Origin of the sequence: Rufibacter sp. XAAS-G3-1, assembly GCF_013623775.1 — a bacterium.
Taxonomy (GTDB): domain Bacteria; phylum Bacteroidota; class Bacteroidia; order Cytophagales; family Hymenobacteraceae; genus Nibribacter.
Map to the genome: position 1 here is coordinate 328,977 of NZ_JABFAM010000006.1, position 20,159 is coordinate 349,135.

General features: G+C 49.9%; 16 protein-coding genes. 4 read left to right on the forward strand and 12 right to left on the reverse strand.

Annotated features, from left to right (window positions below; all coding sequences use genetic code 11):
• Nucleotides 1-105: 105 nt before the first annotated feature.
• The 4 genes from gldA to HHO50_RS08085 form a co-directional block, all read right to left on the reverse strand.
• Nucleotides 106-1,026, reverse strand: coding sequence for a gliding motility-associated ABC transporter ATP-binding subunit GldA (gene gldA, locus HHO50_RS08070; RefSeq protein ID WP_181305492.1), 921 nt, complete (start codon nt 1,024-1,026; stop codon nt 106-108).
• Nucleotides 1,027-1,035: 9 nt separating this feature from the next.
• Complete coding sequence (locus HHO50_RS08075; protein ID WP_181305493.1) at nt 1,036-1,749, reverse strand: SDR family oxidoreductase; 714 nt, start codon at nt 1,747-1,749, stop codon at nt 1,036-1,038.
• Nucleotides 1,750-2,079: 330 nt separating this feature from the next.
• Nucleotides 2,080-2,859 carry a DUF695 domain-containing protein gene (locus HHO50_RS08080; RefSeq protein WP_181305494.1) on the reverse strand — a complete coding sequence of 260 codons (780 nt, stop codon included), beginning with the start codon at nt 2,857-2,859 and terminating at the stop codon, nt 2,080-2,082.
• A gap of 22 nt (nt 2,860-2,881) precedes the next feature.
• Nucleotides 2,882-3,589, reverse strand: coding sequence for an SDR family oxidoreductase (locus HHO50_RS08085; RefSeq protein WP_181305495.1), 708 nt, complete (start codon nt 3,587-3,589; stop codon nt 2,882-2,884).
• A gap of 108 nt (nt 3,590-3,697) precedes the next feature.
• Between HHO50_RS08085 and HHO50_RS08090 the strand changes: the two genes are divergently transcribed.
• Together HHO50_RS08090 and HHO50_RS08095 are read left to right on the forward strand one after the other, a co-directional pair.
• A complete protein-coding gene (locus HHO50_RS08090) occupies nt 3,698-4,426 on the forward strand; it encodes an ABC transporter permease (protein WP_181305496.1) in 729 nt (242 codons plus the stop codon).
• Between the two features lie 40 nt (nt 4,427-4,466).
• Complete coding sequence (locus HHO50_RS08095) at nt 4,467-5,270, forward strand: ABC transporter ATP-binding protein (protein ID WP_181305497.1); 804 nt, start codon at nt 4,467-4,469, stop codon at nt 5,268-5,270.
• Between the two features lie 1,208 nt (nt 5,271-6,478).
• On the opposite strand, the gene HHO50_RS08100 is transcribed toward HHO50_RS08095, so the two are convergent.
• From HHO50_RS08100 to HHO50_RS08115, 4 genes are all read right to left on the reverse strand, one after another.
• Nucleotides 6,479-7,780: a NupC/NupG family nucleoside CNT transporter gene (locus HHO50_RS08100; protein ID WP_181305498.1), complete on the reverse strand. Its 1,302-nt coding sequence runs from the start codon at nt 7,778-7,780 to the stop codon at nt 6,479-6,481.
• Nucleotides 7,781-7,876: 96 nt separating this feature from the next.
• On the reverse strand, nt 7,877-8,488 hold the full coding sequence (locus HHO50_RS08105; protein ID WP_181305499.1) for a bifunctional nuclease family protein: 612 nt from the start codon (nt 8,486-8,488) through the stop codon (nt 7,877-7,879).
• A gap of 10 nt (nt 8,489-8,498) precedes the next feature.
• Nucleotides 8,499-9,473: an electron transfer flavoprotein subunit alpha/FixB family protein gene (locus HHO50_RS08110; RefSeq protein ID WP_181305500.1), complete on the reverse strand. Its 975-nt coding sequence runs from the start codon at nt 9,471-9,473 to the stop codon at nt 8,499-8,501.
• A 2-nt stretch (nt 9,474-9,475) separates the two neighbouring features.
• On the reverse strand, nt 9,476-10,213 hold the full coding sequence (locus HHO50_RS08115) for an electron transfer flavoprotein subunit beta/FixA family protein (protein ID WP_181305501.1): 738 nt from the start codon (nt 10,211-10,213) through the stop codon (nt 9,476-9,478).
• Nucleotides 10,214-10,275: 62 nt separating this feature from the next.
• Between HHO50_RS08115 and HHO50_RS08120 the strand changes: the two genes are divergently transcribed.
• Both HHO50_RS08120 and HHO50_RS08125 read left to right on the forward strand, forming a co-directional pair.
• Nucleotides 10,276-10,614, forward strand: a complete 339-nt coding sequence (locus HHO50_RS08120; protein ID WP_181305502.1) for a tetratricopeptide repeat protein — start codon at nt 10,276-10,278, stop codon at nt 10,612-10,614.
• Nucleotides 10,615-11,196: 582 nt separating this feature from the next.
• A complete protein-coding gene (locus tag HHO50_RS08125; RefSeq protein ID WP_181305503.1) occupies nt 11,197-11,985 on the forward strand; it encodes a transporter in 789 nt (262 codons plus the stop codon).
• Between the two features lie 205 nt (nt 11,986-12,190).
• Here HHO50_RS08125 and HHO50_RS08130 read toward each other — a convergent pair whose 3' ends face one another.
• The 4 genes from HHO50_RS08130 to HHO50_RS08145 form a co-directional block, all read right to left on the reverse strand.
• On the reverse strand, nt 12,191-13,060 hold the full coding sequence (locus tag HHO50_RS08130) for a GlxA family transcriptional regulator (protein ID WP_255478652.1): 870 nt from the start codon (nt 13,058-13,060) through the stop codon (nt 12,191-12,193).
• Nucleotides 13,061-13,786: 726 nt separating this feature from the next.
• On the reverse strand, nt 13,787-14,386 hold the full coding sequence (locus HHO50_RS08135; RefSeq protein ID WP_181305504.1) for a porin family protein: 600 nt from the start codon (nt 14,384-14,386) through the stop codon (nt 13,787-13,789).
• 1,125 nt (nt 14,387-15,511) lie between these two features.
• Entirely contained in the window at nt 15,512-19,105 is a 3,594-nt protein-coding gene (locus HHO50_RS08140) for an ABC transporter permease (protein ID WP_181305505.1), read from the reverse strand.
• Nucleotides 19,102-20,028, reverse strand: a complete 927-nt coding sequence (locus HHO50_RS08145) for an ABC transporter ATP-binding protein (RefSeq protein ID WP_181305506.1) — start codon at nt 20,026-20,028, stop codon at nt 19,102-19,104. Before HHO50_RS08145 ends, HHO50_RS08140 begins: the two co-directional genes overlap by 4 nt.
• Nucleotides 20,029-20,159 lie beyond the last annotated feature (131 nt).

Genomic DNA, 20,159 nt, shown 5'->3' on the forward strand with positions numbered 1-20,159 from the left:
AGATTTTTTAAGTGGTACTTATGGGCTAGTATTGTTTTAACCAACAACGTAGGAGCACTGCTTTTCAGCACGTTTTCTCAAAAACAAGCCGAAAACAGGTGGTGCTTACTTCCCTGCCTTGGTCAGATCCTGAAACAGTTTCTCTAAGGAATTCTCTTCCTGCTGAAGACCCACCAAGGGCCAGCCTCTTTCCCCGGCCAGCCGGAAAATGGCCGAGCGAAGGTCGGTTTTGGCCGTAGCGATGACGCGGTACTTCAAGGGCCCGGCTGGTTCTACGCGTTCTACTCCCGGTAAAGCTAAGAAAGGGGCCGTATCAACTTCGGCTTCAAACTCGGCTAAGATGCGGGTTTCCTGGCGGCCCATGTTTTTGAGCTCGGCCACCGGACTGTCGGCTACCAGTTTGCCTTGGTTGATGATGAGCACGCGGTCACAGAGCGCACTTACCTCCTGCATGATGTGGGTGGAGAACAAAACGGTCTTGGCCTGCCCTACCTGCTTAATCAACTGCCTGATTTCTACAATCTGGTTGGGGTCAAGGCCGGTGGTAGGTTCATCCAGAATCAATACCTGCGGGTCATGAATCAAGGCCTGCGCCAAGCCCACCCGCTGCCGATAGCCTTTGGACAAAGCGCCAATTTTCTTGTGGCGCTCCCGGGTGAGTCCGCAGAGGTTGATCATCTCCTCGGTACGGGCTTTGAGGTGGCTGCTGCCCAAACCGTGCAGTTTTCCCACGAAGTGCAGGTACTCGCGCACGTACATGTCCAGGTACAGCGGGTTATGCTCGGGCAGGTAGCCTACCTGGCGGCGCACTTCTTTGGGTTCTTCCAGCACATCATGGCCGTTCACCAGTACCGTTCCGCTGCTGGGCGGCAGGTAACAGGTGGCAATTTTCATGGTAGTGGATTTGCCTGCGCCGTTGGGGCCCAGAAAGCCCACAATCTCGCCGGTATTTACCGAGAATGAGACATGGTCAACGGCGGCCTGGGTACCGTACAGTTTGGTCAGATCCTTTATTTCAATTCCCATGCGTGCGGGTTAGGCTTTTTTAGAAGGCATGGGCCCTTTGGGCATGAGCGGCCGCACCTCAATGTTCACTTGGTGGTAATTGGGCGGAGACTGCAAGGCATGCACAATGGTGGAGGCTATGTCTTCGGGCTGCATCATGTTCTCTTGGTTGGTGATCCCGTCGAAGTTGTCAAAAAAGTTGGTGTCTGTGGAGCCCGGGTAGATGCAGGTCACCTTCACGCCGTAATTGCGCACTTCTTTGTACAAGGCCTCTGACAACCCCCGCACCGCAAATTTAGAAGCACAATAGCCCGTCAGGTTCTCGCTGCCCATCAAGCCGGCAATAGAGGCAATGTTGATGATATGGCCTTCGCGCAGGCGTTTCATGGCGGGCAGCACCAACCGGGTACAGTAGAAAATGCCGTTCACGTTGGTATCCATCATGGTATGCCAGTCTTTGGGGCTCATGGTGTCTAAGGCACCTTGAATGCCCAACCCGGCGTTGTTAATGAGCACACTTATGTTTTGCCGCAAGCGTTCTTCGGTTTGCTCATAGGCTGCCCACACCGAATGCTCATGGCGCACATCGCATTCAAAGAAATAGAAATCTGGGTGCGAAATCTTCGGGCGTGAACGGCTCCAGCTTACCACGGTAGCTCCTTGCTCTAGCAACATCTTGGCGGCAGCCAGACCAATCCCGCGGCTGGCACCGGTGATCACCACTACTTTTCCTTCTAGTTCCATATCTTAGAATTTGTTCAATTTGTTCAAATTTAATCAAAAGAGAATTACCTAAATTTAATTGTTACTTTTTTCCTGACCGGAGATAAGGTTGTAATCAAAATAGGACTTAGTCACTCTGATTCAGTTCTCACAAGCACTGTTTTCAGCCTCTTTTTGTAAAAAGGTCTTAATTTGATAACAAACAGCAGGTACTATGATTGAAACAACTATATCTTCTTTTCTACTTGTCATCCTGAAAGGATCTCGGTGGCAAACGGCAATGGCGTTTACCTCCGAGATCCTTTTAGGATGACAAAACTGATCTAAGAATTTGTACCTCCTACTTATAAATCAAGAAGCCGCGTCTCCGGTTTCTATGGATGTTTCCCAGCCGTCATACGCCGCGTTGTATTGTTGGGCCAGGTGCCAGAGGGAAAGCACAACTTCGTTGATGGCTTCTTGCTCGGTTGTGGTTTCTCTAGCTACTTGCAGTATATAGGGTGTTTCTTCTGAATCTGGGTCAAAACGCTCCTCTACTTTTTGGTAGCCTTGAGCGGATATCCCGGCCCAAAATTTTTCCCGCGAAGCTTCGTCTTGGAAATAAACAAAGTGGGTTACTTGCCGGGAAATAGCCGGGTTGTCTCCGTTTTCTTCCAGCTGCCGCAGCACTTTCCCATTCCTGATTTTCTGCAAGTCCATGGGTTCAGGGAAAAGGAATTCCAGGTAGGTTTCCCACTCAGGATCTTCCCAGATGTCGGCTTCAAACTGATACCCCGGAAAACTTTCCCTCACCTGACTTAGGTAATGCTCGGCCAGCAAGACTTCTTCGGCATAGAAGTAAAATTTCCGGAGGCCTGCGTTCAGGGTTTTCCCCACGAAGACCGCTTCCAGGTTTGTTTCCAGGGTATCTGCCAGGGCGTCTTCTATCTGCCCCAGGGCTTCCCATTCTGATTCCGCCGGAAATCCGTCTTCGCCGGGAGAAGCCAGCGGCACGGTGACTTCAATGACTTTGTTCTGGGTCTCTACCGGGGCCATCTTCTGCAGGTTTAAGTCTACCCCTATGAAGGCCGGATTGTGCTCTATCTGGCAGAAATACACCTCCCAGTCTGGCTGATATTCGTTTGTTTCCATGGTGTTTTTCTAAGAACGGCGCTTAAATGTCACCTAACTGCGGGCGAAGCAGTAGTTCTTCTATCACGGTTTGTTTGGAGAGGCAGTGGGCACTCCAGATGGCGTTGGCCACATCTTCGGGTTTCATGAAGCGTTCTTTGGGTAAATCCACGCCTTCCCAACTGGCGGTGTAGGTGGCCCCGGGCAGCACGGCGGTTACCCGTATGTGGTGCTCCTTCAGTTCTTCGCGCAGCACCCGGGTCATGCCGTAAAGCGCGTGCTTGGCAATGCAGTAAGAGCCGCCGTTGGTATACGCGGTGATGCTGGCGGTGGAGCAGATGGTAAAGATATGGCCGTCGCGGCGCTTGATCATGTCGCCTACTAGGCCTTTGGTTAAGTCATAGGCGCTGTAGAGGTTGGTGTTGATCATCTCGCGCAGCACGGTTTCGCTTTCGTTGTGAATGGTACCCGGAATAAAGAAACCGGCGTTGTTCACCAGCACATCTACCTTCACTTTCAGGGAGTGGATGTAGGTCAGGAAACGACGCACCTCCCCTTCCTGGCTCACATCGGCGGCCAGAAAGAACACTTTAGAGAACGTGTACTTCTGCTCCATCTCTAGCTTCAGTTTTTCCAGGTCATTCTGGTTTCGGGAACAGGTGATGATGTGAAAGCCTTCGGCCGCGAAACGGTCAATAATAGCCCGGCCTATCCCTTTGGTACCGCCTGTTACCACTATATATTTTTGCATGGCAATGATGTTTTTTCTTTTTTCAACGTAATATAGACATTTGAAACCAAGATTGGCCTAATCACCCCCATTGCGGCACACCCGCATGGTCATCCTTCAACGTATTGCATGAAAACCTTTGGTGCATTTTTGCTCTTTTTATCAAACCTTGTCAAAAGAGGTGAATCTCCCCGCATCCTTTTTAACAGAACCATAGATGAGGCAATTATCATAGGTATTGACTCTATCTTTATTGTAGCGGTTGTTTCCACGTTTATTGGCGCGGTAACCTGCGTGCAGATTTCCTATAACCTCACCAACGCCTTAATTCCAAGATCAACCATTGGTTTCATGGTGCGGGAGATGACTATTCTGGAGCTGGCCCCTACCATTACGTCTATTGTACTGGCCGGCAAAGTAGGCTCCAGCATTGCGGGCGGCCTGGGCACCATGCGTATTACCGAACAAGTAGATGCGTTGGAAGTGATGGGCATTAACTCTACTTCTTACCTGGTTACCCCTAAAATCCTGGCCGCCTTGCTGGTATTTCCCATGCTGGTCATTGTTTCCATGTTTCTCTCCATTTTAGGAGGGTACCTGGCAGGAAGTCTTTCCGGGGCTCTGTCTGGGCAGGAATACATAACCGGTCTGCGCACAGATTTTATTCCCTATAACATTACGTTTGCTTTGATCAAATCTGTGGTTTTCGCGTTTCTGATCTCCAGCATTTCATCTTACCAGGGCTATTTTACCCAGGGAGGTGCATTGGAGGTGGGCAGGGCCAGTACCAAAGCGGTCACCAACAGCGTTATTGCGGTTTTGATTGCTGACTTTTTATGTGCGCAGATTTTGCTGTAACTTTTTAAAAGCAAGACAGCAGATTTAAGCCCGAACAACTATGATTGAGATCCACAATATTCATAAAACATTCAACGGCGTTAAGGTGCTGGATGGCATTGACGGGGTGTTTGAATCTGGCAAGATGAACATGCTGTTGGGCGCCAGTGGTACGGGTAAAAGCGTTTTGCTGAAATGCATTGTGGGGTTGGTAAAACCCGACCTGGGCAGCATTACGTATGACGGCCGTATTTTCGCCAACAACAAACTAGACATCAAACAGGAGATCCGGCGTAAGATTGGGATGCTTTTTCAAGGCAGCGCGCTCTTTGACTCCATGACGGTAAGCGAGAACGTGGAGTTTCCGCTGCGGATGCTCACAGACATGTCCCGTGAAGAACGGCTGGCGCGGGTGGAATTCTGTTTGCAGCGGGTGGGCCTGGAAAAAGCCGGGAATAAAATGCCCTCTGAGCTAAGTGGCGGGATGAAGAAGCGCGTAGGGATTGCCCGGGCCATTGCCCCGCACTGCACCTATCTTTTCTGTGATGAACCCAACTCCGGCCTGGATCCGCTTACGGCTATCACCATTGATGAATTGATCAAGGAGATCACCCTTGAGTATGACATCACCACTATTGTAGTGACCCATGACATGAACTCGGTGCTGGAATACGGGGATAATGTGATGTTTCTCTACAAAGGCAAAAAGCTCTGGGAAGGACACAGCAGTACCATCATGGACACGCGCGTGAAAGAACTCAATGATTTTATCTTCTCTAACCGCCTCATGCGCGATGCCAAAAAGGTAGAGCAGATTGAGGAGGAAGAACGGCAGGAGGAGGAGAACGAGAAGAATAATCTTTGATTGACAAGCTACCCTTCTGTTTTTGCGGTCTTTTCAGGAAACAGGCTTAGAACTATTGGTTCCTTTCTGCGCTTTGAATTGGCTTCTTTGGAGAGATGGGTGGGTGCATGCAGTTGGCTGTTCCCTTGGCTTGGCTGCTTTTTGCGTGGGTGCAAGTGCTGTGTTGTTCCATCTTTGGCGGTATGCGCTCACGGCCGCGGGGCCCCGTCTTCCCCTCTCGCACTGCCCTTTCGGCCTGAGAGGTTCTCTTCTCTTAGCTGAGGTCTGTCCAGGGCCAAAAGCGAGGCGCGCTCGGGGAAGACGGGAACTGGGAAAGGAGGAAGAAAGTGTTGACTGAACTTTCTTCCTCTTAGTACATCTGCCCTCTAAAGCAGATACTTCCCCTTTGAAGGGGGCGAAGGGGGGTGTTTACACACGCAGGCTCACGCATTCCTATCCCCTGCAAAGGCGTATTCCCCTCCTGGGAGGGGTGGGTTCGGGCGCTCCGCCATCTCCTTCCAAGCGGCACCAATATTCAACAGTGGTATGAATCCTGAGACAGACCTGCTTTGTACTATGAACCTGTTTAGGGTTTTTCATTAACCGGCTTTTAAAGCAATTCCTCTGGAGCAAACGTACGCGGGTACCCCGTTTTCAGGCTGCTTTTATGAAAACAGGCATAAAACAAGAGGTTTATCTGTGCAGTATCGCAAGCGTTGTTGGTACTGTCGTTTTTAGGCTGCTTTTATGAAAACAGGCACAAAACCCTAAACAGCTTCTATATTGTCATGCTGAAAGTATCTTGTGGGCGAACTGATATAGCTTTAAAGGAGCCCTATTACCCCGCGCAACCAAGATCCTTTTAGGATGCAATAAAAAAAGGAGGTCAGGCTAATTCTGTTTACATACGTTAGAAGCTGTTTAGAGTTTTTGGCCTGTTTTCATAAAAGAAGCCTATAAACGGGGTGCCAGCGGATGTATGCAATAATGCACAGATAAACCACTTGTTTTTAGGCTGTTTTCATGAAAATAGCCTAAAAACGACGGCACAGCGAGCACTTGCCGCAGAGAAACGGCGTTAAATGCCGGTTAATGAAAAATACTAAACAGGTTCGTTAGAAAGCAGTTCTAACTGTCAATTTTACCAGGTAGAAAAAATACACCTAAATCAGAAAGCCCCACCAAAGTCAATTGGCTGGGGCTTTCTGATTGATGAAACGAATAATCTTCTACAACTCAAATAAAATACCCGCAATGGTAGCGGTCATCATACAGGCAATGGAAGCGCCTAACAAGGCGCGTAAGCCTAATTTAGACAGGTTCCCCTGCTGGCTTGGGGCCATACCGCCAATTCCGCCAATCTGGATGGCGATAGAACTGAAGTTAGAGAAACCGCAGAGCGCATAGGTGGCCAGGATGATTGACTTCTCCGAGAGAGTCCCCTGCGCTTTCATATTGGCGAGGTCCATGTACGCGACAAATTCATTGATGGCTGTTTTTTGGCCAAGAAGGCTACCAACCTGTAAGGTATCTTGCCAAGGGCTGCCCATCAGGAAGGCGAATACCCTGAAAATCTGACCAAGTATGTACTGAAAGTTGAGCCCTACAAACCTACCTCCCGTGCTGTTCACGATGAGCTCGTTTAAGCCGGAGAAAGAACCTATTCCTAGCAGAAGATAGTTCAGCAGAGCAATTACGGCAATAAAGGCTAACAGCATACCTCCCACGTTCAAGGCCAGTTTAAGGCCATCGGCGGCGCCGGTAGACATGGCATCAATGACGTTTACCCCTAGTGACTCTTTGCTGACCTCTAATTGGGTGTTGATTTTGTCGCCCTCGGTTTCGGGCACCAGTATCTTCGACATGACAATACCTGCCGGGGCGTTCATGATAGACGCGGTAAGCAAGTGCGCGGCAAAAATGGCTTGTTGCGCGGGGTCGTCACCACCCAGGAAAGCCACGTAGGCGGCCAATACCCCACCCGCCAGCGTAGCCATACCACCCGTCATCAAACACATCAACTCAGAACGGGTCATGTTCGCTATAAACGGACGCACGAGCAAAGGAGCCTCTGTCTGGCCCAGGAAGATGTTTCCGGCCGCTGAAAGGCTTTCAGCGCCCGACAGGCGCATTCCTTTTGACATAACCCAGGCAATACCATACACTACTTTCTGCAGAACCCCCAGGTAATACAAACCAGCCGTGACAGTAGAGAAGAAGATAATGGTAGGTAACACCTTGAAAGCGAAAATGTACCCGGTTCCGGCGGGAGAGTCAGGTTTCGCCAACTCGCCAAAAAGAAACTCGGCCCCGGCGTCGGCGAAGCTCAGAAGCCGTACAAACCCTTCACTTACCGCTTCAAAACCGGCTTTTACTAATGGAATTTCAGTAACCAGTATCCCGAAGATGATCTGGATGAGAATCCCTACCCCTACCAATTTCCAACTGATGGCTTTGCGGTTGGTAGAGAAGAGCACAGCAATTCCTATTAAGATAAAATAGCCGATGAGGCCCTGGAATACAGATAACATAGAAGAGAAATATCGTCAAAATTAAACCAAATTCTGATTAAAAAGAAAAAGTCCCAGGCTGGGCCCAGGACTTTCTTTTTCAATACAGGAAATAGCTTAATTCCGTTTGTTCAATTCGTCGCGGATTTTGGCGGCGCGTTCGTAATCTTCTTTCTCCAATGCCTCGTTCAGCATGGTGTTCAGTTCCTCCACAGATACTTCCTTTAGGTTGCTTTTCCCGCTGCCGGAAGTGGAAACACTGGTGGATGACGAGGTGGGGATTTCATCGGTTTCCTCCTCGTCTTCGTCTTCCTCCATATCACTTAAAATGATACCGGCCTCTGACAAGACAGACTCTACCGTGTAAATAGGAACCCCAAAACGCAGGCCAATGGCAATGGCGTCTGACGGACGGGCGTCCAGCTCAAACTCCTTCTCGCCGTCGGTACACACAATCTTGGAGAAGAACACGCCTTCTTTTAAATCCGAAATCATAATCTCCTGCACGCTCACCTCCATTTGCTGCGCAAACGACTTAAACAAGTCATGGGTTAGCGGGCGGGTAGGATTAATCTTCTCAATCTGGATGGCAATGGACTGCGCCTCAAACATGCCTATGATGATAGGCAAACGGCGGCTTCCTTCTTTCTCCCCCAATACCAGGGCGAACGATCCAGATTGCGACTGGCTTGAGGACAAACCCAGAATCTCTAGCTCAATTTTCTTCACAGTTTCTCTTCTATTTGTCTAAAGCTTTGGCGGCTTCTATCAATTTCGGGACAATCTCAGTCGCATCCCCCACAATGCCGTAATCTGCGGCTTTGAAGAACGGTGCCTCTGGATCTTTATTGATAACGACAATTACTTTAGAAGAGTTAACCCCCGCCAGGTGCTGGATGGCCCCAGAGATACCCACGGCAATGTACAAGTTAGGGCTCACGGTAATACCGGTCTGGCCCACGTGCTCATGATGCGGTCTCCAACCCACGTCGGCCACGGGCTTGGAACAGGCAGTGGCGGCACCCAGCGTTTTGGCCAGATCCTCAATCAAATGCCAGTTTTCGGGGCCTTTCAAGCCTCTACCGCCCGAAACCACTAGATCAGCCTCGGTCAACAGGATGTCGCCAGACTGGCGGATGGTTTCTTTGGGCGCCGTCGCGAAGTCGGCATCCGCTAAATCAGCGGAGAAATTCTCTACCGTAGCCGTACCGCCAGCGGTGGTTTCAATGTCTACCGCGTTTTTCTTAACGGCGATAATTTTTTTATCAGAAGACAATTCCACGTCTGATAACGCCTTGCCGGAGAAAACCCCGCGACGCACCGTGAACGAAGAACCGTTAATCTGCGGCAAAGCTACCACATTGGTGGCCAAAGAAGCCCCCAATTTCACCGCCAAACGCGAGCCAATAGCGGCGCCAATGTTGGAGTTGGAAAGCACAATTACGCTGGAATTTTCAGACTCAGCGGCTTTGGAGATTACTTTCACGTAGGCAGCGGCCACAAAATCATGCAGGCGGCTGTCATTGTCTAATAAAACTTTGGTAATTCCCTGCTCGCCCAGGCTGGCCAGGGCGTTCGCCTGCACATCGCCAATGGCAACGGCCGTGGCCGAGGTACCCAGCGCGGCGGCTACTTTGCTTCCGTACGAAGCGGCTTCCAGGGAAGACTTCTTCACTTCGCCGTTCGCGCATTCTATCACTACTAATACTGACATGCTTATAGAACTTTAGCTTCGTTACGCAATAATTTAATCAAGTCACCGGCGTTTTCGGCGTCTATCATCTTCACCCCAGACTTAGCAGGCGGCAACTCGTAGTTCTGAACGCTGGTTTTGGCGTCTTGCCCAACCGGCTCCACTACTTTGAGGGGCTTGGTGCGGGCAGTCATGATACCGCGCATGTTAGGGATGCGGGGCTCGGCCATGGGCTGCTGCGCACTCACCACCAACGGCAATGAAGCTTCAATGATTTCTTTTCCGCCTTCAATCTCGCGCTCCAGGGTAGCGGTAGAACCGTTCACGTCCAGTTTAATGGCGGGCGCAATGGTAGGAATGCCTAACAACTCGCCTACCATGCCGTGCACCTGGAAACCGTTGTAGTCAATGGACTCACGGCCCATCAGGATAAGGTCATAGCCGCCTTCTTGGGCGTAGTGGGCAATCTGCTGCGACACCAGAAAGGCATCGGTGGGTTTCAAATTAACTCTGATGGCGTCATCGGCCCCAATGGCCAAAGCTTTCCGGATGTTTGGTTCCGTATCAGCTTCCCCCACGTTCAAAACGGTTACACTGCCGCCCTGGGCTTCTTTGAGCTCAATGGCGCGGGTAAGGGCGTATTCATCGTATGGGTTGATGACAAACTGAACACCAGCCGTGTTAAACGCTTTGCCGTCAAGCGAAAAGGTTATTTTGGTGGTGGTGTCAGGCACGTTGCTAATGCAAACTAAGATCTTCATTTAACTTAGGGTTAGCTTAATTAAGTTAATTTTGTGGGCAATTTAAAAGAATAATTCATCAAATGGAAACGACCAACAGCAGATTGACGCAACTCCTGGCCTTCTACGAAGAAGATCCCAGTGATCCGTTCACCATCTACGCCATTGCTACGGAATACCGTCCCACAGACACCGGTAAAGCCCGCTTCTACTATGAAAAACTGCTGGCCGAACATCCAGAATACGTAGGCACTTACTACCATGCGGCCAGCCTCTACCTGCAGCTAGAGGAGCCCCAACTTGCCCAACAGGCGTACCAGAAAGGCATGCAGGTGGCCCGGCAGTCTGGGCAACAACACGCCTTCTCTGAGTTGCAGCAAGCCTACAACAAGATGATGGGTTTAGATTACGAAGATGACTAAAAATTAGTTGGCATGCATACTACTTTGGCGTTTTTCTGCTGATTTTCCCAAAACAGCTCAAAAATGGCAGGGAGGGCGGCTTGCTGCAGCCAATCAAAAGTTGGAATCTGCAGGTAACTTCACTGTGTAGGAAAGGAAAAGTAAAAGTGATTGGTAGTCTTGGAGAATTACCGCCAAACTGAAACAGAGCACTCGCTCGCCTCTGGCGAGTGTGGGTTACCTTCGGCGCCCCGCCGCTTTGTATATTCCAAGTAGCGGCCAGAGTCCGCAGGTAGTTCCGAGTTTATGTTTGATTGCAATAAGGAGTGATCACGCTTTATAAATAATTGGACAAATTATAAACATACATTCTGTCCTCCTGGAGGGATCTTGGTGGCGAACTTGAATAGCTTTGATGGAGCGCTAGTGCCGTTCGCCACCAAGATCCTTCAGGAGGACAAAGAAGAGAATCTTTCATTAGCGGTGTTTTAGAAATGCGTGGAGTAAACCAGGAGAATTATTTCAGCTAGTTTTTTTAGACAAGCCTAAACTTATTATTAGACTTGCCAGTAGATAAAAATATCTACACAACTGCACTAGCCCATGAAACTCTTTACCTTGCTCACGTTGATGCTGCTCCCCTCCTTCTGTTTTGCCCAGGTAGCGCCCGACAGTGCGAAGGCGCATTCGCCCATTCAGACGGATCGGCCAGACCAGACGGAAGCCTCCAGTGTGATTCCGGTGGGCTCGCTGCAAGTGGAATTAGGGGTGTTTCGTCAAAAACACCGTCAAAACGGACAAACCACCATTGACTACATGCACCCATCAGCCCTGTTCAGATACGGTATTCTGGAGCGGCTTGAACTTAGGTTAATCGCGGGTTATCACAGAACCACGAGGCCAGACGAGAGTGATGCCGGAGACGCCAGCGGATTAGACGCTTTTGCCATAGGCACCAAGATCTATGTGGCCGAGGAAAATGGCCTCTTTCCTGAGATTGCCATTATAGGGCACCTCACCTTCCCCTCGGGTTCATCAGAGTTCAAACCAGGATTTATGGCTCCTGACTTGCGGTTGTCCTTTGCCCATACGCTTTCTGAGAAGCTTAGCTTAGGCTATAATGTGGGGTATGAATGGGATGGTGACTCACCATCAGGCTCTGGGATTTACACCCTGGCATTAGGGACAGGATTGGGAGAACGTTGGGGATTGTATGCCGAGCTTTTCGGGGAGAAACCGGAGCAGGGAAAATGGAGCCATTCCGCCGATGCCGGCTTTACCTTCTCGCCTCGGTATGACATACAGTTTGATGTCTCTGCGGGCGTGGGCTTGAACGAAGAAGCGCCAGACTATTACCTTTGTGCCGGTTTCAGTTTTAGGGTATTCAGGTAGCCTTTTACGGCTTTAGGGAGTGTTTCCCGAAAACATTTCATCCTACTCTATCCTCTTTTGTCCTCCTGAAAGGATCATATGGGCAAACTGGAGAAGCTGTAAACAAACGCCATTGCCGTTCGCCACCAAGCACCTTTCAGGAGGACAAGGAGGGAAGAAGCTACAGCTGCTTAACAACAACTGTTTTGAGGGCGTTTCCTAGAAATTACGCCATTTCCAGCGCCTCTTTGTTGTACTTGTTCCGGTATTCCAGCGGCAAAATTCCGGTGATTTTCTTAAAAGTGGTTCTAAACGCTTTGGTGTCTGAGTAACCTACGGAGTACATGACTTCGTTTACGTTTCCGGGGGAGGTTTCCAGCCCCATTTTGGCGGCCTCCATCTTCACGCGCTGGATGTATTCTACCACGGTGTTGGAAGTGGCTTTCTTGAAGCGGCGCTCAAAGTTGCGGCGGCCCAGAAAACACATCTCGGCCAGTTCCTCCACGGTGATCTTGTTCTGGAAATTATGCTCCATAAACTCCTGCACTTTCTTGACGGCATCGTCTTGGTGCTCTTTCTGGCCATGGAAGATGATAAACGGCGACTGGCTGTGGCGGTCAATGTCAATCTCAAAAATCTTGGAAGACCTGACGACCATGTTTCTACCGGCGAATTTCTCTACGGGGTATAAAATAAGGTTCAGGGAAGAGTACGCGCCACCGCTGGTGTAAATGCCGCCTTCGTCGGTGATGATCTTATAGGGCACCAGGTTTACCTCTGGGTACATCTTCTTGAACTCTTCGGCCATGAGCCAGTGGGTGGTGCAGCTGCGGCCTTTGAGCAAGCCGGTAGATGCCAGCAGAAAAGCCCCGATGCAGAGAGACACTACCTCGGCCCCGTTCTTGTACTGCTTCACAATCCAGGCCACAAACTCCTGGTTCTCTGTCACTACCTTCTGCATATTCCCGTGCACCGCGGGTATGATGATGAGGTCGGTCTTAAAAGCATCCTGCACCACCAATTCTGGGGTAATGCTGAATAAACCGTTGGTGATTCTAGTTTCCTTGGAGCGCCCCACCAGCTGTACCTTAAACATAAGGGCCTTGCCAGACCGCGCCAACCCCTCGTTCACCATGGAGAACATCTTGTACGTGACATTTATATTTCTGAATATCAATGAGTTGAATAAGTCAAACGCGAACTAGCCTTTTACCACCTCTTTTATAAAAATAATTAGGAAACCAAAGTATAGAGGAAGCCTCCATTATTTTCAATGCCCTTTCTGAAGGCGGAAAAGTGGAGCTTACTTCGGGATGCTGACCGACCGGTTCCCTATCAAATGGATGGTGAACCGTGACCTCCCGAAAACGGAACAACCGCAGGACGCAACCATAAACGAAGCGGCAATCACGCTTTAACCTTCAAAGAATGGCCGAAAACATAGAAACCCTGCAGAAAGCCACAGAAGGAACCATGAGTGAATTCTGACGCTCCAACCATTCCCCTCTACGTTCAAAACGGATATAAACTGGGACGTTCCAGAGCACTAACCTGTATTAAAGCAATCCCCCCATTTAGCGGCCGTTTTTTGAAAAACAGCCGCTAAACGGGGGGATTGCTTTTGAAGCAGATCGGCTTCTGCTGGCAATGCGAAACCCATTAGAGCTTGTTTAAATTTCAGGTTTGCTGGCTCAACTAGTCAGAGAAAGGTTCTGCGGAAGGTTTTTTTGAGCCGCGTAGCAGCGCTACGGGGCGAGAAAAAGGCGAACGCAGGTTCTTTTTATGGCAATTTGCAGCGCAAAGATGAAATTTAAACATGCTCTTATTTCCCGAAAAGCTTGTAGCCCAAACTCAGGATTACTTGTTTGTTCCTGACATCAACAGTGCCGTTTGCGTCAGTGTATGGTCTGTTCAAACGCTCATAGCGCACATCGGCGGTGAGGCGGGAGATGTCTACGCCCACCCCAATCTGGTAGCCCCAGTCAGCGGAGTTGAATGCTTCTTTGTAGTCTTCCAGATCAGATTCACTGTCAATCAGCACTGAGGCAACCGGCCCCGCATAGGCGCGGAGAAAGCTTAGTTTGTAACCTATGAGAATAGGCACATCCAGGTTGGTAAAGCCAATCTCCTCCACGGTGGTGCCCGTTCCATCTGCATTGGGCATCTGAAACTTGCCCCCCGAGGAAGTTAAGAGGGCCTCGGGCTGCAGCATGAAGCCCAGCACATTAAACCTGGTGAAGACACCGGCATGGAAACCCGTGATGTTATCCTCTTCCTTGAACTGCGTGAAGTTAGAACTAGGGTTATCAAAGTCCACACTGGAGGAACTTATGCCCGCTTTCACCCCCAAGGTGAAGGTCTGCGCATAGGCCATTCTACCTGAGAAAAGCAGGACGACTAAAAGTAAAAGAAGTTTTTTCATAATGGTTAGATGTTAGATCGACTTGTTTTTAGCTGATGAATCTTTGCGGGCCACCCTTACCATTGAAGGCTGCGGCTGGTTGTTTTACGTCTGTTTTTCTCAAAAGAAAGCGAAAACGCGGCGCCATCTGTAAAAAATATCCTTCCCGGGTGTCACACCCTCCCGCCGGAGGTTTCCGGCAGGGCCGGAGGCTCGCCTCACTCCTATCACCGGGCCGCAGACCCGCTCCGGGTAAATCCTTTCTGCCGGAACATCAAGCGGCTAAGGACAGGCTTCCCCTTTATTTAACTATACTACAGACAAGCCTCACTTAGAAAACACCTAGGCCAAGCAAAAAAAATTAATACAATTGTATCAACTCATAAGCCTATATTTTATTTAGAAATGATTTTATTCCAGTACTAAGAACGTTTATATACAATGCGTATCTCTATACAAAGAAGCTGTCTAGGGTTTTAAACTTCCCCGTCATCCAGCACGCCAAAGCCCGGCTCGACGGCTCCAAAGCACCGCTCATCAGGTCTGAAGCAAAGACCCTGCACTGGGTGGCACTACATTTACTCGCTCTTACCGTCCTCTTTGCTCTGAAAATAACTAAAATTGAATAACTCTAAGAGCTTGTTTACATTTCAGGTTTGCCGGCGAAAACGGCCAGAGAAAGGTTCTGCGGAAGCGTTTTTTGAGCCGCGTAGCAGCGAAGGGGCGAGAAAAAGGCTTCCGCAGAACCTTTCTCTGGCCGTTTGTAGCGCAAAAATGAAATTTAAACATGCTCTAAACAGGTTCTTTGTTTCTGGCCTGTTTCCATAAAAGCAAGCCAAAAACGAGAGGTTTATCTGTATACTGCCGCAAGCATCTGCTTGTATTGCCGTTTTCATGCTGTTTTTATAAAAACAGCATGAAAACTCTAAACAGCTTCCTTGTTAACTTCAGCCCTCCTCTCTCCTACTGTAGGTCATCATTCAGGGCGCTTAGATCACGGTGGATAAAGTTCGATAATTCACTCCTATGGTCTACTAAACCAAAAAAGCTGCTCCATTTAAATGTGGAGCAGCTTTTTTTTATCCCCTTCGATAAAGCAAGCTTTAACACTTTCTATTCTATATCTTCAGCTCCTTGAATTTGGCCTTATTCCCCGTCCAGCTGCACAATATTATCTTCAAGTCTCAGGTCAATCATCAGGTGGTTAGGATCAATACCGCCGCGTTCAGGCTTTCGCGGCACGGTCACTTGTATGGTCTGCTCACCAGACCGGATGCGGTGCATCTGAAGGTAGAGTGGTTGGTTAAACCCTTTGCCTTTCTCATAAATGCCTACTTCCAGCCAATCATTCATCGGCACTTCATTTTCATTGCCCGTACTATCAACTACCACCTTTTGTGCTTGCACCTGTAGGGTTACCTGCCAATTGCCTGCATTGGTTTGCGCTGCCGTAGCCTGTTTTGTTTTGAGGCGCCAATAGGTGTTTTTCTTGAACAGGTCGTGTAACAGGTACTGTAAGGAGTCTGGGGTAACCTGTTGTAGCTCCTGATAGAGATTAAGGGTGGTGGGCAGGGGTAGCTCTCCTGAAGGGTGTTTTTGGAGCAGACGCCGAAGCGCACCATTGAGCTTTTCTTTACCTATGTACTTAGCCAGGGCAAACATGGCGAGCCCACCCTTCCGATAGTATAAAAAGGTTTCATTTGCCTGCAGTAAGGAAGCTGTTGCGAGTGAGCGTGGCATTTCATAGAAGGAATGCAGAAAGCTCACGTATTGCCGCAAATGACCATCACCATAGTTCTTTTCCAGAACCTGCATGCCGGAATATACGGCAAGACCCTCCACCAGCATACCAGCTCCTTCAACGTATGCAGGTGTTAATCTGGCACCTCCCCACCACTGGTGCGCCACTTCATGAGCCAGAATATAATAGGGAAGGTCAAAGCCATTCGGACTGTCATCGGGATTCATAAGGGAATACTGTTCTCCATAATCTACCAGGCTCGCTTCTGCACTCAATCCACCACCGGTACCAGCGCGCTCTATCAGCGTGAAATGCTTATAGGGGTAAGGCCCAAACTGCTCCGTAAAATGCGCCAGCGAAGCTTTCACGCTCCGGAGCATTCGGTCTATGTTTTGGGCATGGTTTGGATGATAGTAAATGTTGATCGCTACATCATTCCACTTGCTTTCCTGCACCGCATAATTCCCTGATAAGAAGGAGTACTCGCCCCGGATAGGGGCATCAGTTTTGTAGTGGAAGTAGCGCCGGTCACCTTCTGTCCAGGTTTGGTGCAAAGTACCCGGTGCAACGGCTACTTCATCCTTTGCAGTACTTACAATGGCTTCAAAGGTGTTCTGATCTGTACTGAACGGCTTTTTACGCGCCTCACCATCATAAAGGGATGGTATGGCAGGGCGGGCAGCAAGGGTATGCTTTTTCCTAAGCACCGCATCATTGATTTCCCGGTAGTGTTGGTAGCCAATGGCAGGGAGCAGGTCGAAATTCGTGAAGTAGGTGCCGTTCTTCACCACCAATGCGTTTGTGCCGCTATGACGGAAACCACGCTGTTGATAGTGCACTACAAAGTTTACTAATAGTGAATCTCCTGGCCGCAGTGGTTTCTCCAGTGCATAAATGCGGTGGCTGAGTTCTTTGTCTATCAGCACGCTGGCAACTGGCCGATTGAAGGTTACTGCACTGGGCTCTATGCCCGAAATACTCCCTACATGTATGGAGTCTATTGGTACTGTATCCTTATTCACAAGTGTATACGCTGCACGGATCTCAACTTGCTGCCGGTTGGGGTAGAGCTCAACGTGCAGCTTTGTAGCCGTCAGTTGGGGTTGCGGGGTGTTTCTGTACTGGCCGTAGCGCCGTTCGTACTCAGCCTTCCGTTCCATGATGCCGGAGCTGGTCAGGTACTCGTTCAGCACATTCGTATTGTAGAAAATGAAGCTCCCCAGGGTAAGTATAAGCCCTGAGGCTATCAATGCAACCCAAGTTGTTGCCCTTGTGAAACGACGCTGGGCTAACTGAAGACGGTATTTCAAACTTTGTTTTCTTCCCCGTGCCCAAAGCAATCTCGCTGCCACTGCAAGCAGCAAAGCCCAGGCTATCCAATATAGCTTAAACCACAGCCACGGCCCAAGGGTAGTTCCAAAACCACGCATATCGGTATACCACCATCCCGGGTCTGCTCCAAAAATGAGCAGACTGTGCTCCACCTGGTATGTGGAAGGAAAGGCAATAAAGCTGAAAACTAAAAGCACCACCAGGTAACCAATATACTTTTGATTCACCACTACGTGTACCACAAGGGCAGGCAGGGCAAAGAGCAGGTAGTCTACGAGCTGAAGCCCAAAGAGAGCCTGCAAGTACAGGCCTAGCTCTAATTTGTCGTAGCCCAGGCCTAACTGCATCAGTATACCTCCGGTCATGAGTAACGCCATCCAAGCCACGATGATGAGAGCTAACCCCAGAAACTTACCTGTCAAGAGTACCCATTCCGGTACCGGTGCTGCATCAGCAATATCACTTAGGCCTGCATCTCGCTCATTCCAGACAAGCTCGCCAATGAAGTACATGATGAGTAGCGGAATAACAACCCATGGGGTATTGACGTTACTTACCGGAGTGGTCAGGTAGTCTAACACCTGCTGGGTAGTGGGGAGCAGCGGAATTCCAAACTGAGTCATGATTTTGGAGCCGAACACCGCTGAAAGCAAGGCAATAGCACCAACCAGCGTAAGCCCGATAGGGTTTCGGGCTATCTTCCCAAAAGATGCCCACGCAATTGTGAGCGTCTGGAGGAAATAGGTTGCAAAGCCGAAACTGCGCTGAACCTGCGGAACAGAAAGGACGGTTGCTCTAACACCTTCAGTTTCAGCAGAATTTTTGGCGGGAACTTTTGGCCGCCATGTAAAGCGACTCCACCAGCTGGTCGTGTCAGGATGAGCAAAACTGAAGCGGAGGTAGGTAAGCCACAACAAGCCTACAGCCACACTACCCCACAAGACCCGATTCCAAAGAAACATTCCTTCCAGCGCCATTAGTCGCGTATTTTTCTCTGTTGCCGTCCATGTTCCCAGTTCGCTGGCCACAACACCGGCAACACCTACCGGATCCAGTAATTTTACCAAGTCCCAGTTCCCGAAGAGCTTTGCCGCCGTCATCGCGATGATCTGAGGGAAAATGGCTAATAGCAGGCTGGCAATATAACTTGTCATCACCTGGCGGCTAAGCGCTGCAAAGGTGAATTGTAGCGCTGTTGCTACAAAAGCATTCGGTAAGGCAATCAAGAAGTAGACACTCAGATAAGCCCATGGCCTGAACGGCAATAATTCCTCCTGCCCCATGCCTGGCAGGTAGAAGGAAAGCAGCACCCCTAACGGCAAAGAAAGAACCAGCAGTGCGTTCACCGCAAAGGCGGCCAGAAATCGTCCACCCAGGTAGTGAAGCTTCGTAACCGGGGTAGAGTAGGCAAGGGGATGCATACGCGTCTGCACGTCCCGTGCTGCTGCTTCGCCGGCTATGGCCGCGCCCATTACCAACCAGAGAAGGCCGCCAATGACCGTAATAGCCGTAATGTGGAAGGTATTGTTAGGGTATACTCCGTCGCCAGGGGTGGTGACCAGGTTCATCACAAGTGTAAATACGAGCAAAACTGCTAAATAGAGCCAGGTAGAAGTGCGGCCTACCAAATAGCCGAACTCAAAGCGAAAGATTGTCCAGAGCTTCATGGCTGCGCCTCCCCCTCCTGTTGCATCACCTGCTTTTGGAAATATCCTGCCATGGTGGTGAAGTAGACATCTTCCAGATCAGGGGCCACCAGTTCAAAGCCGTTGCCGGGATTTTCTTCGCTGTAGATATGGACTACTGTTCGTCCGCTTAGCAGTTTGGTAGAGATGATCTTCTGCTCCCGCTCCAACGCTGGCAACACACTTTTCTCAACAATGCGGCGCCAGATCAATCCCTGCAATCCCTCCACTGCTCTTATAGGCTCAGCTTCCTGCAGTATTTGTCCTTTGTTGATAATAGCCATGTGGGTGCACAGCTCGCTTACATCTTCTACAATATGAGTAGACAGGATCACCACGCTGTTCTCGCCCAACTCGCTCAATAGGTTCAGAAAGCGCACCCGTTCTGCCGGGTCTAGCCCCGCCGTGGGCTCATCCACGATCATCAGCTTCGGGTTTCCCAACAGTGCCACCGCCACACCAAAACGCTGCTTCATACCCCCCGAGAAGCCGCCCAATTTCTGCCTGCGCTTGTCCCAAAGGTTGGTTTGTTTCAGTAAGGCTTCTACCACTTCTCTTCTGGAAGCCCGGTTGGTGATGCCTTTGAGCACCGCGAAGTAGTCTAGCAGATCTTCCGCTTTGGCATTGGGGTACACGCCGAACTCCTGCGGCAGGTAACCGAGCGTCTGGCGCACCTCCTCCTTCTGGCACAGCACATCTATTCCGCCCAGGCGTATGCTGCCTTCATCGGGTTCCTGCAGCGTAGCCAGCGTGCGCATGAGGGTAGACTTTCCGGCACCGTTAGGGCCGAGCAAGCCGTACATACCCCGTGGAATTTCCAGCGATATATTGCTCAATGCCACCACTCCGTTGGCGTAGGTTTTGGAGACGTTTCTGATAGTCAAGCTTTGCTGGTGGATGTCCATAATTTCTATTCTGGTTCGGTGGAATTTCTATTTAGATCTGCTGAAAATTGTACTTTCCCGTTTTTGGGCTGTTTTGGCCAAAACAGCCCAAAAACGGAAGCCCCTGTAAGCTCAAAAGTGGTGAGAAATGA

Excerpts from the sequence above, each read along its gene's own strand:
- HHO50_RS08125 (WP_181305503.1), top strand. The coding sequence starts at position 11,197 with ATGAAACTCTTTACCTTGCTCACGTTGATGCTGCTCCCCTCCTTCTGT.
- HHO50_RS08130 (WP_255478652.1), bottom strand. The coding sequence starts at position 13,060 with ATGTTTAAGGTACAGCTGGTGGGGCGCTCCAAGGAAACTAGAATCACC.
- HHO50_RS08135 (WP_181305504.1), bottom strand. The coding sequence starts at position 14,386 with ATGAAAAAACTTCTTTTACTTTTAGTCGTCCTGCTTTTCTCAGGTAGA.
- HHO50_RS08100 (WP_181305498.1), bottom strand. The coding sequence starts at position 7,780 with ATGTTATCTGTATTCCAGGGCCTCATCGGCTATTTTATCTTAATAGGA.
- HHO50_RS08110 (WP_181305500.1), bottom strand. The coding sequence starts at position 9,473 with ATGTCAGTATTAGTAGTGATAGAATGCGCGAACGGCGAAGTGAAGAAG.
- HHO50_RS08115 (WP_181305501.1), bottom strand. The coding sequence starts at position 10,213 with ATGAAGATCTTAGTTTGCATTAGCAACGTGCCTGACACCACCACCAAA.
- HHO50_RS08145 (WP_181305506.1), bottom strand. The coding sequence starts at position 20,028 with ATGGACATCCACCAGCAAAGCTTGACTATCAGAAACGTCTCCAAAACC.
- HHO50_RS08075 (WP_181305493.1), bottom strand. The coding sequence starts at position 1,749 with ATGGAACTAGAAGGAAAAGTAGTGGTGATCACCGGTGCCAGCCGCGGG.
- HHO50_RS08120 (WP_181305502.1), top strand. The coding sequence starts at position 10,276 with ATGGAAACGACCAACAGCAGATTGACGCAACTCCTGGCCTTCTACGAA.
- HHO50_RS08140 (WP_181305505.1), bottom strand. The coding sequence starts at position 19,105 with ATGAAGCTCTGGACAATCTTTCGCTTTGAGTTCGGCTATTTGGTAGGC.
- HHO50_RS08085 (WP_181305495.1), bottom strand. The coding sequence starts at position 3,589 with ATGCAAAAATATATAGTGGTAACAGGCGGTACCAAAGGGATAGGCCGG.
- HHO50_RS08080 (WP_181305494.1), bottom strand. The coding sequence starts at position 2,859 with ATGGAAACAAACGAATATCAGCCAGACTGGGAGGTGTATTTCTGCCAG.
- HHO50_RS08090 (WP_181305496.1), top strand. The coding sequence starts at position 3,698 with ATGAAAACCTTTGGTGCATTTTTGCTCTTTTTATCAAACCTTGTCAAA.
- gldA (WP_181305492.1), bottom strand. The coding sequence starts at position 1,026 with ATGGGAATTGAAATAAAGGATCTGACCAAACTGTACGGTACCCAGGCC.
- HHO50_RS08095 (WP_181305497.1), top strand. The coding sequence starts at position 4,467 with ATGATTGAGATCCACAATATTCATAAAACATTCAACGGCGTTAAGGTG.